A 15,080-nucleotide genomic window follows, 5' to 3' on the forward strand; every position below is an offset into this window, starting at 1 on the left:
GCTACAGCGAGACGATACATGGAGCTCTCTGCCCTTACCGCCCTTTCTCCCGTCGACGGCCGTTACGGCAGCAAATCCGCTGACCTGCGTCCCTACTTCAGCGAATTCGGCCTGATCCGCTTCCGCGTCGAGGTCGAGATCCGCTGGCTGCAGCAGCTGGCCGAGCATCCCGGCATCCAGGAAGTTCAGCCGTTCAGTGCCGAGACCAACGCCCTGCTCGACGCCATCGTCAGCAATTTCAGCGAGACGGATGCGGCGCGCGTGAAGGAAATCGAGCGCACCACCAACCACGACGTCAAGGCGGTCGAGTACTTCATCAAGGAGCAGTTCGGCAGCAACGGGGAACTGGCTGCGATCAGCGAGTTCGTGCACTTCGCCTGCACCTCCGAGGACATCAACAACCTGTCCCACGCGCTGATGCTCAAGAACGGTCTTGGCGTGCTGCGCGATCAGATGCAGCAGGTCACCGACGCCATCGCCCAGCTGGGACGCGACTTCGCCGCTCAGCCGATGCTGTCACGCACCCACGGCCAGACCGCCTCGCCGACCACCCTCGGCAAGGAAATGGCCAACGTCGCCTACCGTCTGCAGCGCCAGCTCAAGCAACTCGACAGCGTCGAGCTGCTGGGCAAGATCAACGGCGCGGTCGGCAACTACAACGCCCACCTGTCCGCCTATCCGGATGTCGACTGGCAGGCCAATGCCGAAGCCTTCGTCAAGCGTCTGGGCATCCAGTGGAACCCCTACACCACCCAGATCGAGCCGCATGACTACATTGCCGAGCTGTTCGACGCCGTGTGCCGCTTCAACACCATTCTGATCGACTTCGACCGCGACGTCTGGGGCTATATCTCGCTGGCGTACTTCAAGCAGAAAACCATTGCAGGCGAAGTCGGCTCCTCCACCATGCCGCACAAGGTCAACCCGATCGACTTCGAGAACTCCGAAGGCAATCTCGGCATCGCCAACGCCATCATGCAGCACCTGGCGGCCAAACTGCCGATCTCCCGCTGGCAGCGCGACCTGACCGACTCCACCGTACTGCGCAACCTGGGCGTCGGTTTCGGCCACAGCCTGATCGCCTACCAGGCCACCCTGAAGGGCATCAGCAAGCTGGAACTCAACGCCGCCCGTATCGACGCCGACCTCGACAGCGCCTGGGAAGTCCTGGCCGAGCCGATCCAGACGGTCATGCGCCGTTACGGCATCGAAGAGCCGTACGAGAAGCTCAAGGCACTGACCCGCGGCCGCGACATGAACCGCGACACCATCCAGGCGTTCATCGACACCCTGGAACTGCCGGACGCTGCCAGGGCAGAGCTCAAGGCCCTGACGCCGCAGAGCTACATCGGCAACGCCGTGGATCAGGCCAAGGCGATTTAAACCTGTAGGATGACCGCCAGGGACGGCGGAAGGCCGCCCCGCGGAAATCCGAACGCGGCCCGCCTGAAAACGCAAGGAGCTGTTTTCAGGCGGGGGGAGCGGCGCACCGGTAGATGCTTGCTGGTTGGCAGTTATTGCGGGCGCCGTGTAACCCATCAACGATCTGCTGATGGGTTGCGGCGCCCAAGCCTGTCAAGCACAGCAAAGCCGCGTGCAATGCGCCTCCACCCATCCTACTTTCGACCGGCCCACACCCACGCCACCCCAGCTTGAGACCCAGAGCTTGTGCTGAACAATATCCGTATCGTACTGATCAACACCTTCCACCCCGGCAATATCGGCGCCGCGGCGCGGGCCATGAAAAACATGGGCCTGTCGCAGCTCTGGCTGGTCGACCCGCTGGATTACCCCCATCCCGACGCCGAGTCGCGAGCCGCCGGGGCCAAGGATGTTCTCGCCAACGCCCGCGTGGTGCCGACGCTCGAAGAAGCCGTCGCCGACTGCCAGCTGGTGATCGGCACCAGCGCCCGCAACCGCAGCTTCGACCTGCCGCTGCTGGATGCCCGGGAATGCGGTCTCAAGTGCGCCGCCGAATCCCGTGACGGTGAAGTCGCGATCGTGTTCGGCCGTGAAACCATGGGCATGCACAACCACGAAATCGCACAGTGCAACTTTCACGTCTACATCCCGGCGAACCCCGACTATCCGGTACTCAACGTGGCGCAGGCGATCCAGCTGCTGTGCTACGAAATATGGATGGCCCACGACCAGGCGGAAATGCTGCCGGAGCGGCGTTCCGAATATCCGCGCCACGGCGAAATGGAACTGTTCTACCAGCATCTCGAGAAGGTGCTGCGACGCACGCGTTTCATCATCCCGCAGCACGAGGGCCGGGTTCTGGACAAGCTGCACCGATACTTCAACCGCTCGCGCCCGGAACGCGGCGAGCTCAACATGCTGCGCGGCATCCTGGCTTCGGTCGAAGAAGTGCTGGACGCCGAAGGCAAGGACTGACGCCGACGGTTGTCGGCTTCCGGCAGGCGGGTTAAGTTATCGACTCAGGACAACAGCCCCCGTATGCCGAGGTAGTCAATGGACAAACAACTGCAGCAACTCATGACCCAGGCCGACGAACTGCGTAACGGCATCCATGAGCTTGCCGACCAGAGCCGTAATTTCGAGTACAACCTGACCGGAATCGAGCGTTGCGTCGAGACCATCCAGCGCTGCGTCCGTATGGTCGGCAACAACCGTACCGCTGCACTGCCGTCACGCGATCAGCGCAAGATCATGGACGAGCTCGAAGGCGCCGCCAACGAGCTGCAGGATCTGATTAAAAGGTGAAAGCCTTCGCCGCGAGGCACCTCGCCTGCGGGTCCAAATTCAACCGGACATGATATCTGAATGAACACATTGAACCTGGGCGAGCTGACGCCTGAGCGCTTCCTGCGCGAATACTGGCAGAAAAAGCCCCTGCTGATCCGAAACGCCTTCGCGGACTTCCAGCCGGTGGTCGAAGCGGACGAGCTGGCGGGCCTTGCGTGCGAGGACGAGGTCGAGTCGCGGCTGGTCGTTCAGTCGCCTGACAGCGATGACTGGAGCCTGCGGCAGGGGCCGTTCGGCGAGGACGATTTCGCCTCACTGCCGCCATCCCACTGGACGCTGCTGGTGCAGGCCGTGGATCACTGGGTGCCGGAAGCGGCCGAACTGATGGCGCAGTTCGATTTCATCCCCAGCTGGCGACGCGACGACCTGATGATCAGCTACGCGGTCGACGGCGGCGGCGTCGGGCCGCACTACGACAACTACGACGTTTTTCTGATTCAGGCCTCGGGCCGGCGCCGCTGGGAGCTCGGCGGGCGTTACGATGAAACGTCACCGCGGCGCGAGGATGCACCGGTGATGATTCTGCCCGACTGGCAAGCCGAGGAAAGCTGGGTCCTGGAGCCTGGCGACATGCTCTACGTGCCGCCTCAGGTCGGCCATAACGGCTTTGCCGTCGGCGATGACTGCATGACCTACTCGGTCGGGTTCCGCGCTCCGTCCCACGCCGAAATCATGCGCCATTTCACCGACTTTGTCGGCGAGCGGCTGCGCGGCGAAGATCGCTATCGCGATGCCGACCTCGGCGTTGCGGCAAATCCCGCCGAGATCGGCCCGGACGCCATACAGCGGCTGCGCGAAATTCTGCACCGCTATATCGACGACGATCGCCTGCTCGGCGAATGGTTCGGCCGCTACATGACCGAACCCAAGTACGCCGAGCTGGACCAGGCGCCAGAGGAGCCGGTCACCGTGGCCGAGCTGCGCGAGTTTCTCGATACCGGCGGCTCTCTGAGCCGCAACGAGGGCACGCGCCTGGCCTACCGGCGCCAGGGTGACGGCTGGCAACTGTTCGCCGACGGCGAGCTCTACCGGGGCGACGACCGCCAGGGCGCGCTGTTCGCCAGCATCTGCGGCGGCGGCGGACTCGAGCTTGGCGAGGACAGGGAATTCGCTTTCGAGCTGCTGACACAGCTGGTCAACCAGGGTGTATTTTTCGCCGACGAGCCCGACTGAAGCCGGTCAGCCCCGCTCGCCGGCAACCGTCAGCCCGACGCTCGCCGGCAGCGCCTCGACCGGGCCCGGATGGCCGAACAGGTAGCCCTGAAACTGGTCGCAGCCAAGCTCCAGCAGGCGCCGCCACTGCGCCTCGGTCTCGACACCCTCGGCGATAACGGCAAGGTCGAGGCTGCGGCCGAGCGCGATCACCATGCTGACAATGGCCTCGTCGTTGCAGTCGGTCAGCAGATCGCGCACGAACGACTGATCGATCTTGAGATGATCCAGCGGCAGGCGCTTGAGGTAACTCAGCGATGAATAGCCGGTGCCGAAGTCGTCGAGCGAAAAATGCACGCCCCTTGCCCGCAAGCGCTGCATCTTGCCGATCATGGCCTCGACGTCTTCCACCAGGTGGCTCTCGGTCAGTTCGAGTTCCAGCCGGTCCGGGTTGGCTCCGGTTTCGTCCAGCACCTGCAGGACCTCGGCGACGAAATCGGGATGATGCAGCTGTTTGGCGCTGATATTGACCGCCAGTTTCAGCCCGGCCATGGCGGGCTGCGCCGACCAGGCCACCAGCTGGCGGCAGGCGCCGCGCAGTATCCAGCTTCCCAACGGCAGAATCGCGCCGTTGTCCTCGGCAAGCGGAATGAACTCGGCGGGCGATACCAGCCCGCGCTGTGGGTGCCGCCAGCGTACCAGCACCTCGGCGCCAAGCAGCCGCCCGCCGGCATCGACGAAAGGCTGGTAGGCCAGAAAGAACTCCTCGCGCCGCAGGCCTTCGCGCATATCCGATTCCAGCTCTGCCCGGGCATCGACATCGGCCTGCATCTTCGGATTGAAAAAGCGCACGCGATTTCGCCCCGACGCCTTGGCCTGGTACATCGCCAGATCGGCGCGTTTGAGCAGCTCGTCGACCGACGAGAAATCGTCCGAGAACATCGCCACGCCAATACTGGCGCTGCTGCTGTAAACCTTCCCGGGCAAGGTATAAGGCTCGGCCAGCAGCTGCAGCAACTTGTTTGCCAGCGTCTCGACCTGGCGTGCCGCTTCGTCAGCCGCGATCGCCAGCCCCTCCAGCATCAGTACGAACTCGTCGCCGCCGAGCCGGGCCAGGGTATCGCTGTCGCGAATATGGCGTTTCAGCCGCTCACCCACCTGCTGCAGCAGCCGGTCTCCCATATCATGGCCGAGGCTGTCGTTGAGATTCTTGAAGTTGTCCAGATCGATGAACAGCAGCGCCCCGTTGCAGCGCGTGCGCGTTCGGGTCGCCAGCGCGTGTTCGAGACGGTCGATCAGCAGACGGCGGTTCGGCAACTCGGTCAGCGGGTCGTAGAAAGCCAGCTGGTGTATCTCCTCGCGATTGCGCTTGTGCTCGGTAATGTCCGTGGAGATGCCGCACAGCGCGTATATACGGCCAAGGGCATCGCGCAGCGGTATCTTGACGGTGAGAAAAACCCGTTCGCCACTGCCATCCGACATCGGCAGCCGCTCCTCGGTCACGATCCGTTTGCCCTGTTCGATCACCTCGGTATCGCATCTGCGGATTTCACTGGCCGCATCCGCTGAGAAGAAGTCCTCGTCGCTACGCCCCTGGAGCCCCGGCTCGTCCAGCCCGAACATTTCGCATAGCCTGCGATTGCCGTAACGATAGCGCAGATCCTGACCCTTGATGTAGATCGCCGATTCGACGCCGTTGAGAATGGTTTCCAAGCGGCTCTGGCTCTCGGTCAGCTGCGCGGTACGCCGGGCGACCTGCCAGCGCAGCAGCGCGGCGCCTGCCAGCGCAAGCGCCAGCAGCGCGGCGAGCCCCGCCAGCCAGCGGCGCGCCGACCGCGGCAGCACCGGACTGGCGGCCGGCTCCCCCCAGCGGTTGAGTATGGTGATGTAGGGGGACGCAGGGTTGTCGACCCAGTCGGCGAGGTAACGATCCAGAGTCGCCAGCAGATCGCCGTTACGTCCCTTGCCGGTGGCGTAGTAGAGTCGCGCCGGCTGGAACATCACCGGCGTGCTGCCGAGCCCGTAGCGCAGCGAAACATAGTCGCCGTAATGCCGGTTCGCAACCACGGCGTCGGCATCGCCGGACGCCACCAGCTCGAAGCCCTGCGCCAGACTCTCGACCTCGACCAGCCGGGCCTCGACGCCGAAACTGTCCAGCATGCCCTGCAGATACTGCTGCTGCACGGCTCCGCTCAGCACCGCCAGACGCCGGCCGTTAAGGTCCGGCGGCGCATGGATGCCCGATCCCGGACGGGCGTAGAGCCCCGACCAGCTGTGCAGCGAAGGCTGGCGGTGAAAGTCGAATCGCAAGGCACGCTGATCGCTGTAGGCGACATCCGGCATCAGATCGATGGTGCCCCGCTCGAGGGCCTCGAGGCACTGTTGCCAGCGACAGGGAACCGGCTGGAGGTTCCAGCCTTCACGCTGGGCGATTTCGACCAGCAGGTCGCCGAGAATACCGGACGGCCTGCCATCTCGGCCAAGCATCAGCTTGGGCGCGTTCTCGTATACGCCGACCCGTACCACGCCGTCCCCGTCGCCAGGCGCCGCGGCAGCGGGCAACGACAACAGCAGGGCAAGCCCTGCGATGACCGGTGAGACGCCAATCGAATGAAATCGCTGCATGTACCTTCCTTGGGAAACCGTCGCGCACCTGACAGCCGCAAACGCCGGTTCCATTGCCGCCTTGACTGTCTTCAGCATAATGCGCGCGGGAAGATGCCGCCACCCTGCCTGTTTATATCCGCAGGATGCCAGCTTTGTGCTCGAGTCAGCGCTAGCTGTTTACGCCAGCGTCAGTATATGCCGGTATCCGGCGACCGCGACGTCGTATTGGGTGGTGCGCCTCAAATGATCGCGCAGGCCCTCCAGCGCCTCTGACTCGCCGTGCACCAGCTGAATCCGGGTATCCGGCGCCAGGCTGGAGCGCGCCAGCCAGGCCGACAGCTGACGATAGTCGGCATGGCCCGACAATCCGGCGATGAATCTGATATCGGCCCGATTCTGCACCCATTCGCCATGGATTCTCACGCAATCGGCCCCCTGCTGCAGCTTTGCCCCCCGGGTGCCGCCGGCCTGGTAGCCGCACAGCAACACCGTGGTGCGGGGGTCCGGCAGCAGCCGCTTGAGATGGTGGAGAATGCGACCGCCGGTCAGCATGCCGCTGCCGGCAATGATGATATGGGGATAGGTCAGATCCGCCAGCGCCTGGGAATCCTCCACCGTCCTGACTTCCTGCACCAGGCGGTCCAGACGTTCGCAGTCGGCGCGGCTGAGGCGATGTTCGCTGTGGAAGCGCCAGTAGATATCCGTCACGTCGATCGCCATCGGGCTGTCGAGAAACACCGGAAGCTTCGGGATACGCCCGTCATCGATGAGACGTGCCAGCATGTGCTGCAGCACCTGCGCACGGCCAACGGCGAAGCTGGGAATGAGCAGTACACCGCCCCGGTGAGCGGTGTCCCTGACCGCCGAGGCCAGCTCATCGTATGGGTCGGCGGTATCGTGAAGACGGTCGCCGTAGGTGGATTCGAGCATCAGCAGATCCAGCGGCGGCAGTGGATCGGGCGGATGCATGAAGATGTCGTCGGGCCGCCCGACGTCGCCCGAAAAGCCGACCCGCCTGCCCTCGCCCTCGATAATCACCGAGCCGGCGCCGAGGATATGCCCGGCGCGCTGCAGATGCACGCTCAACGAGCCGATCCGGAACGGCCGGTCGAAGGGTACCGACTGCAACAACGCCAGACTCTGCTGCGCGCAGTCTCTATCGTACAGCGGTTTCGGGTGGGCATGACGACCGATGCGGTGACGGGCGTAATAGCGCGCGTCCTCTTCCTGCAGGTGACCGCTGTCGGGCAACAGCACGCCGCACAGCGCCACGGTGCCGGCGTGTCCGTAGACCGGCCCCCGGTATCCCCGTTGATAGAGCACCGGCAGATAGCCGGAATGGTCGAGGTGGGCGTGGGTCAATACCACGGCATCAAGCCGGTCGATATCGAACGCGGGTGTTTCCCAGTTGCGCTCGCGCAGCCACTTGTACCCCTGGAACAGCCCGCAGTCGACCAGCAGCCGGGTATCGCCGCTGGCCACCAGGTACTTGGAGCCGGTCACCGTTTCGGTGCCGCCGAGAAAGGTAATCTTCACCGCAGTCTCCGGAGCCTTGGTACCCTCGAAGCTTAGTTCTATCCATGCGTCTCGCCCAATGCCGCGGGATTGATCACCGCATCCCGGCGCCCTTCGAAGAAGGCCACGACGTTGGCAAAGGCCGTGCCGAAGTAGAGCTCGTAACCCTGCCTCTCGACATAGCCAAGATGCGGGGTACAGAGCACCTGGGGCATCTGCAGTGCCCAGTGGAGGGGGTCTGTCAGCGGCTCCTGCTCGAAGACATCGAGCGCGGCCCGTCCCGGACGCCCGCTCTGCAGGGCCTGTCGCAGCGCATCGGGCGCCACCAGTTCGGCACGGCTGGTATTGACGAACAGCGCGTCGGGCTTCATCCGGCGCAGGTCCTCGAACCGCACCAGCCCCCGGGTCGCGTCGTTCAGGCGCAGGTGCAGGCTGAGCACATCGACGCTGGCGAAAAAAAGTTCGCGATTTTCGGCAGCCGAGTGGCCATCGCTCACAGCAGCGGCACGGGACGCCTCGCTGCCCCAGACCACCACCTTCATGTCGAAGGCTGCCGCGTAGCGGGCGATGCGCCGGCCAATCTTGCCGTAACCCCAGATTCCGAGCGTTTTGCCGGCGAGGCAGTCACCGATATTGACCTGCCAGCGCCCCGCTTTCATCGCGTCGATGGCGGGCAGCAGCCGCCGCATCCCGGCCATTATCAAGGCCCAGGTAAGTTCAGCCGGAGCCACCGGCGAGCCCTGCCCTTCGGTCACGGCAACGCCCGCAGCGGTGCAGGCCTCGAGGTCGAGGTGCGCCGCGATCTTGCCGGTCTGGCTGATCAGTTGCAGATCCGGCAACCGTGCCAGCAGCCGGGAATCGATAGGGGTGCGCTCGCGTGTCAGCACGAGCGCCTGGGCGCCGGCGAACCGCCTTGCCAGCTCGTCGATGTCGCTGCAGGCGTCACGATAGACCGCGACCTCGAAAGCGTCCAGCAACGAGAAGCAGTTCAACGTCCTCACCACATCCTGATAATCATCCGGTATCACGACTTTCACGATTCTCTCCTCGCCTCAGCTGCTAAGCTGCCCCAATGTCATAACCGGGATTACAGTGAATGTCGACAGATTCGGAGCCGCCCTGGCAGGTTGCGCGCGCCCTGCTGGGTTTCATCCGCCCCTACCGCCGCCAGGTGACCTACGCGCTGCTGGCGCTGATGTTTACCGCAGCCGTCACGCTCAGTATCGGACAGGGTCTGCGACTGATCATCGACAGGGGCCTGGTCACGGGCTCCGCCGAGGGGCTCGCGCACCATGTGCTGCTGTTTCTGCTGATGGTTCTGTTGCTGGCCACGGGCACCTTCGCGCGCTACTACTGGGTGACCTGGATCGGCGAGCGGGTGGTCGCCGATATTCGCATGCGGGTGTTCGAGCACCTCATCTCGCTGCATCCGGGCTTTTTCGAGCGCAACCGCAGTCTCGAGATCCAGTCCCGCCTGACCGCGGACACCACCCTGCTGCAATCGGTCATAGGGTCGTCGCTGTCGGTGGCGCTGCGCAACCTGCTCCTGCTTGCCGGCGGCATCGTCTGGCTATTCCTGACCAACGCCCGACTCAGCCTGCTGGTGCTGATCTCGGTGCCGCTGGTGGTGGTGCCGATCCTCTACTTCGGACGACGTGTGCGCCAGCTGTCACGACACAGTCAGGACCGGGTTGCCGATGTCGGCGCCTACGTCGGCGAGGTGCTGTCCCAGATCAAGACAGTGCAGGCTTACAATCACCAGCCGATCGACCGGGCACGCTTTGGCGATGTGGTCGAGCGGGCGTTCGCCATCGCTATCCGGCGCACGGTGCAGCGCGGCCTGCTGATCACCGCCGTCATCCTGCTGGTGCTGGGCGCTGTCGGTCTGATGATCTGGGTCGGCGGACTGGACGTCGTCGCCGGCCGTATCAGCGCCGGCGAGCTGGCGGCCTTCGTGTTCTACAGCGTCATCGTCGGCGCCGCGGTCGGCGCCCTGAGCGAAGTCATCGGCGAGCTGCAGCGTGCCGCCGGCGCTGCTGAACGCTTGATCGAACTGCTGGCGGCACACAACGAGATCAGCGCCCCGTCGGCGCACGACCGCGCCGCTCTTCCCGCCAGGGTACTGGGCGCAATAGCACTCGAGGAGGTACGCTTCAGCTATCCGATGCGACCCGAGCTGCCCGCCGTCGACGGGCTTACGCTCAGCGTCCGTCCAGGCGAAACCCTGGCCCTGGTGGGGCCGTCAGGCGCTGGCAAGTCGACGGTCTTCGATCTGCTGCTGCGCTTCTATGACGTCAACAGCGGCGCTATCCGCCTGGAGGGCATCGACATTCGGCGGCTGGATCCGGCACAATTGCGCAGCTGCTTTGCGCTGGTGTCCCAGCATCCGGTACTGTTTCGCGGCAGTATCATCGACAACCTGCGCTATGCCCGGCCGGATGCGAACCGGGACGCGGTGATCGCGGCGGCGCGGGCCGCCTACGCCCACGATTTTATAGAGGCGCTCCCGGCAGGCTACGACACGGAGCTGGGCGATACCGGCAGTGGTCTGTCGGGCGGTCAGAAACAGCGCCTGGCGATCGCCAGGGCCCTGCTCGCCGACGCTCCGGTGCTGCTGCTCGACGAAGCCACCAGCGCACTGGACGCCCAGAGCGAGCGTACCGTGCAACAGGCACTGGACGGGCTTATGCGCGGGCGCACCACCCTGGTGATCGCGCACCGCCTGGCGACGGTGCAGAACGCCGACCGCATCGCGGTGCTCGATCAGGGATGCCTGATCGCCGTCGGCTCGCACCGCGAGCTGATGATCAGCTGCCCGCTATACGCCAAACTCGCGCGGCTACAGTTTGAAACCGAGTAAAGCGTTTAAATCCGGTGAACAGTTGCAAGTCGACAGCCTGCAGGTCGAGGTTTGCGGCACCGAGGCGCGAGCCGAACAATGCCTGTTACTGTTTACTGTTAACTCATTACTGTTAACTCTCTAGATCGTTTCCTTGCAGTACGGTGCCACCTCACCGGGCTTGCGCAGCATCTTGTCGACTTCCGCCTGGTGCAGGGTTTCGGTCTGAATCATCTGGCGCGCGAACTCCTCCAGCGCCACCGACCGGCCCTCGACCAGCGACAGCAGCTCGCGATAGAGCGCCAGCGCCTCGCCTTCGTGTTCGAGCGATTCGCGCAGGATGGCGCCGATATCGGTCTTGTGGGAGTCGAGCAGGGTACCGATTTCGAGCGACGGATAGGCGCCCAGCGTCGTTATCCACTCGCCCACCAGCTGCGCATGGGTCAGGGACTCGTTGGCCTGCTCCCGAAGCCAGGAAACAATCGGGATACGGCCGTAACCGAACACCAGCAGCGAGTAATGGGTGTAGCGCACGACCGACGCCAGCTCCGCCTCCAGCAGGCGATTGAGGACGTCGACGACCTGATTCTTATCGAGTTCAGACATGGCTAGGATCCCCGGCGCTTCAGCGCCCCGTTGTGGTCAGGACAATGTCGATCAGAGTATAGACGACCGGCCTCAGGGCCCGGTGCCAGGGCAATACCGGCCACGCCGGTTACACTTAAGGTGTCTGCCGGCAGACGCAGAAGCGCTGCGTCAGGCTTCAAGTGCCTGCGCGACCTGCCTCGCCTTTGCGCAGACGATCCGATGCCCACAACCCCCGACGGAGGCCGCCATGATCGAACTCAAGCTTCGCCAAGCCGCAGACGGACTGGCAGTGGTATTGCCGCAGGAAGTGATCGACAACCTCGGTGCCCGCGAAGGCGACACCCTCTATCTGATCAACATGCTCAACGGCAGCTACCGCCTCGCCCGCCACGACGACCGTCTGGTCGAAAAGATGGAACTCGTCGACGGAATGATGCACGAGGAGGACGCCTGAAACCCGAAGCGGTTTCACGCTTTTTCCGCTAAAGCCCTGATTAAGCGCGAGTAAAATAGTATTCAGTGGCCGGCATGAAAAATTCGCAGGCGGCGGCCTGCGCCGCAATGCAGTATCATTGCCGGCTCATTTCCCCGTGCACAATCAGAAGTAGAGCACTATCAAAGGACGACATGAAACGATTCAGAAAACTCTCGGCAACCCTGTGTCTGGCCGCAGCCTCGACGCTGGCCTCCGTGCAGATCGGCGCCGCCGAGCGGCAACCCCAGCTGGCGTCCGTCAGCACGTCCGTCATCGACCTCGAGAGCGGCAAGTCTCTGGTCTCCAAGAACGACGACCTGGTCGTTCCGATCGCCTCGATCACCAAACTCATGACCGCGATGGTTATTCTGGACGCAGGACAGCCTCTGGACGAACCGGTGCGCATCGACCAGCGTGACCGGGAACTGGCGCACAACTACTACTCACGTATCCGTACCGGTTCCGAACTTCCCCGCGGCGACCTGCTGCGCATCATGCTGATGTCATCCGAGAACCTCGCCGCCACAACGCTGGCGACCCACTACCCCGGCGGCTTCGACGCCTTCGTCAAGGCGATGAACGCCAAAGCCCAAAGCCTTGGCATGACGCACAGTCGCTTCGTCGGCCCCAGCGGCCTGTCGCCGGACAACGTTTCCAGCGCCTCGGACCTCGCGCGGATGGTAAAGGCCGCCGTCGACTATCGCCTGATTCGCGAGTACTCCACCACCAGTGTCTATACCGCCAACTTTGACCGGCCGCGCTACCGCGTCGGCTATACCAACACCAATGCCCTGGTCCGGGCCGGCAAATGGGATATCCGTCTCAGCAAGACCGGATACCTGGACGAAGCCGGGCGCTGTCTGGTGATGGTGGCCTCTGTCGACGGGCGCCAGGTGGCGATGATCATGCTGGATTCATTCGGGAAACTGTCCCCGGTGGGCGACGCCAACCGCATTCGCAAATGGCTCGAAACGGGCAATGTCAGTGAGATAGCCAGCGCTGCCGCCAACTACGAGCGCAGGAAAACCGCAACGCTGATGGCGCGGTGAGAAGTGAGTGGGTAGAGTGCTGATGAGCGAAGCGCACCGCGAGCCTTGAGGCGTACCGCCAGGCCAGGGGCTCATCTCTGCCCCTGGCCCCTGCTCAGGCAGGGGCCAGGGGCTTCTGCTGACCGCCGAAGCAGTCTGCCCGATCAGGCTTCGCGCACGCGCCAGTGCAGCGGGAATCCGGGGTCGAACACTTCTATGGTTTCCCCCATCGCCGTTACCGGCTGCGGCAACGGCTGCGCCTCTTCATGCTTCTCCAGCAGCAGGTAGTCGCTGTTGGCCTCGATCCCGTAGAAGGCCGGGCCGTTGAGCGACGTGAAGGCCTCCAGCTGGTCGAGGGCGCCATCCTGCTCGAACGCGCCCGCCAGTGTCTCGAGACAGACCTGAACGTTGAAAATACCGGCACAGCCGCAGGCGGTTTCCTTGGCCGAACGCAGGTGGGGTGCGGAATCGGTGCCGAGGAAAAAGCGCGAATCGCCCGAGGTGGCCGCCTCGCGCAGCGCCAGGCGATGACTTTCGCGCTTGGCCACCGGCAGGCAGTAGTAATGCGGCTTGATACCGCCGACCAGCATGGCGTTGCGGTTGATGACCAGGTGATGCGGCGTGATGGTGGCACCGGTGTAGGCGTCGCAGGACTTGACGAACTCGACACCCTGGCGGGTGGTAACGTGCTCGAGCACGATCTTCAGTGTCGGGAAACGCTCGCGCACCCGGCTCAGGGTGCGCTCGATGAATACCGCCTCGCGATCGAAGATATCGATGTCCGGATCAACCACCTCGCCGTGGACCAGCAGCGGCATGCCGATCTCCTCCATGGTCGCGAGCACGTCGAAGATCGCTTCGACGTTCTTGACCCCGGCCGCCGAATTGGTGGTGGCGCCGGCGGGATAAAGCTTGGCTGCGACGATATGACCGCCGGTGTAACCCTTGCGCACGTCCGCCGGATCGGTTTGCTCGGTCAGGTAGAGTGTCATCAGCGGCGTGAAGCGCGCGTCTGCCGGGGTCGCTGCGTCGATACGGGCGCGATAGGCAATCGCCTGGTCGGTGGTCACAACCGGCTGCTTGAGATTGGGCATGATGATTGCACGGCGAAACCAGCGGGTGGTCTCGGGCAATACCTGCTTGAGCACCTCGTCATCGCGCACGTGCAGGTGCCAGTCATCCGGACAGCGGATACGCAGTTGGTTCAGAATGGTCACGAACTCCCCCAGGAAAAACGATTGCGCCGGCAGCGGAGGCCGGATCAGGAAACGGAACGGACGGTCTGTTAGACGCAGCGGACAGCTCCAAGTGCCCGCCATCCGACAGCTAACGAGACAGGCGCGCTAAGGTTACCGCCAACGGCGTCGCGACACCAGCGCCAAGGGCAACTCACCCGCGCCCGCCAGCTGGAATCAGAAACGGATACCGGCGTTGCGGTAGCGATCCCGCAGAATCGCCACCCGCTGAACGTAGACGCGGGTTTCGGCGTACGGCGGCACACCGCCGTATTTCTGGACGGCGCCGGGGCCTGCATTGTAGGCCGCCACCGCCAGTCGCGTATCGCCGCCAAAGCGCTTCAGCAGACCGGCAAGGTAGCGCACCCCGCCGTCGATATTCTGCTGTACATCCAGCGCATTGGTAACGCCAAGCTCCGCCGCGGTTGCGGGCATCAGCTGCATCAACCCCTGCGCCCCTTTTTTCGAGACTGCCGTGGAATTGAATGCCGATTCGGCGTGAATCATGGCGCGAACCAGCGCCGGGTCGACGCTGTGACTGCGCGCCGCAACCTCGACCGCAGCGTTGTAGGCCGTGAGATTGAGCCGGGTATTGTGCCAGTTGACCGACGACGTCGGATTGCAGGCATAACACTCGACCTTGACGATTTCGAACTCCCGGCCCACCGGCTTCACGTCGGTGAAGGTGAGCACTCCGTCCTGCTTGCGGTATTTGTAGATGGCGCCGCCGGCGGCGCCAATGGAAACCTTCTCGCCCGCGGCAGAAGAACCCACGTTGGTGTATTCCACGCGCCCGTCGGGGTGCGTGATGCGTCTAATGTCATCTGCCCATCCTGGAGCCGCCAGGGTTCCCAGCAGGAACAGGGGAATCA

At 63.9% G+C, this 15,080-nt stretch carries 13 protein-coding genes; 7 read left to right on the forward strand and 6 right to left on the reverse strand.

Annotated elements, in window-relative coordinates:
• The first annotated feature begins 18 nt into the window (after window positions 1-18).
• From purB to IEX85_RS02680, 4 genes are all read left to right on the forward strand, one after another.
• A complete protein-coding gene (gene purB / locus IEX85_RS02665) occupies window positions 19-1,383 on the forward strand; it encodes an adenylosuccinate lyase (protein WP_188857985.1) in 1,365 nt (454 codons plus the stop codon).
• Window positions 1,384-1,668: 285 nt separating this feature from the next.
• Window positions 1,669-2,397 carry a tRNA (cytosine(32)/uridine(32)-2'-O)-methyltransferase TrmJ gene (gene trmJ / locus IEX85_RS02670; RefSeq protein ID WP_188857987.1) on the forward strand — a complete coding sequence of 243 codons (729 nt, stop codon included), beginning with the start codon at window positions 1,669-1,671 and terminating at the stop codon, window positions 2,395-2,397.
• 78 nt (window positions 2,398-2,475) lie between these two features.
• On the forward strand, window positions 2,476-2,727 hold the full coding sequence (locus tag IEX85_RS02675; RefSeq protein ID WP_188857989.1) for a hypothetical protein: 252 nt from the start codon (window positions 2,476-2,478) through the stop codon (window positions 2,725-2,727).
• Between the two features lie 60 nt (window positions 2,728-2,787).
• Window positions 2,788-3,942, forward strand: a complete 1,155-nt coding sequence (locus IEX85_RS02680; RefSeq protein ID WP_188857991.1) for a ribosomal protein uL16 3-hydroxylase — start codon at window positions 2,788-2,790, stop codon at window positions 3,940-3,942.
• 6 nt (window positions 3,943-3,948) lie between these two features.
• Here the strand turns inward: IEX85_RS02680 and IEX85_RS02685 are convergent, their stop codons facing one another.
• The 3 genes from IEX85_RS02685 to IEX85_RS02695 all read right to left on the reverse strand — a co-directional run bounded on the left by IEX85_RS02685 (window position 3,949) and on the right by IEX85_RS02695 (window position 9,080).
• A complete protein-coding gene (locus tag IEX85_RS02685) occupies window positions 3,949-6,546 on the reverse strand; it encodes an EAL domain-containing protein (RefSeq protein WP_188857993.1) in 2,598 nt (865 codons plus the stop codon).
• Window positions 6,547-6,705: 159 nt separating this feature from the next.
• Window positions 6,706-8,064, reverse strand: coding sequence for an MBL fold metallo-hydrolase (locus IEX85_RS02690; RefSeq protein ID WP_188857995.1), 1,359 nt, complete (start codon window positions 8,062-8,064; stop codon window positions 6,706-6,708).
• 38 nt (window positions 8,065-8,102) lie between these two features.
• Window positions 8,103-9,080: a D-2-hydroxyacid dehydrogenase family protein gene (locus IEX85_RS02695; RefSeq protein ID WP_188857996.1), complete on the reverse strand. Its 978-nt coding sequence runs from the start codon at window positions 9,078-9,080 to the stop codon at window positions 8,103-8,105.
• A gap of 59 nt (window positions 9,081-9,139) precedes the next feature.
• Here IEX85_RS02695 and IEX85_RS02700 point away from each other — a divergent pair, with 59 nt between their 5' ends.
• Window positions 9,140-10,903 (forward strand): ABC transporter transmembrane domain-containing protein, encoded by a 1,764-nt coding sequence (locus tag IEX85_RS02700; protein WP_188858004.1) that lies wholly within the window; start codon window positions 9,140-9,142, stop codon window positions 10,901-10,903.
• A 120-nt stretch (window positions 10,904-11,023) separates the two neighbouring features.
• Here IEX85_RS02700 and IEX85_RS02705 read toward each other — a convergent pair whose 3' ends face one another.
• On the reverse strand, window positions 11,024-11,488 hold the full coding sequence (locus IEX85_RS02705) for a ferritin-like domain-containing protein (protein ID WP_188858006.1): 465 nt from the start codon (window positions 11,486-11,488) through the stop codon (window positions 11,024-11,026).
• A gap of 229 nt (window positions 11,489-11,717) precedes the next feature.
• Here IEX85_RS02705 and IEX85_RS02710 point away from each other — a divergent pair, with 229 nt between their 5' ends.
• Together IEX85_RS02710 and pbpG are read left to right on the forward strand one after the other, a co-directional pair.
• A complete protein-coding gene (locus tag IEX85_RS02710; protein ID WP_188858007.1) occupies window positions 11,718-11,924 on the forward strand; it encodes an AbrB/MazE/SpoVT family DNA-binding domain-containing protein in 207 nt (68 codons plus the stop codon).
• A gap of 173 nt (window positions 11,925-12,097) precedes the next feature.
• On the forward strand, window positions 12,098-12,994 hold the full coding sequence (pbpG, locus tag IEX85_RS02715; protein WP_188858009.1) for a D-alanyl-D-alanine endopeptidase: 897 nt from the start codon (window positions 12,098-12,100) through the stop codon (window positions 12,992-12,994).
• 143 nt (window positions 12,995-13,137) lie between these two features.
• On the opposite strand, the gene pyrC is transcribed toward pbpG, so the two are convergent.
• Window positions 13,138-14,184, reverse strand: a complete 1,047-nt coding sequence (gene pyrC, locus IEX85_RS02720; protein WP_373290886.1) for a dihydroorotase — start codon at window positions 14,182-14,184, stop codon at window positions 13,138-13,140.
• A gap of 201 nt (window positions 14,185-14,385) precedes the next feature.
• Entirely contained in the window at window positions 14,386-14,997 is a 612-nt protein-coding gene (locus IEX85_RS02725) for a lytic transglycosylase domain-containing protein (protein WP_229721758.1), read from the reverse strand.
• Window positions 14,998-15,080: the final 83 nt, after the last annotated feature.

Origin of the sequence: Marinobacterium nitratireducens (assembly GCF_014645375.1) — a bacterium.
GTDB classification, from domain to species: domain Bacteria; phylum Pseudomonadota; class Gammaproteobacteria; order Pseudomonadales; family Balneatricaceae; genus Marinobacterium_A; species Marinobacterium_A nitratireducens.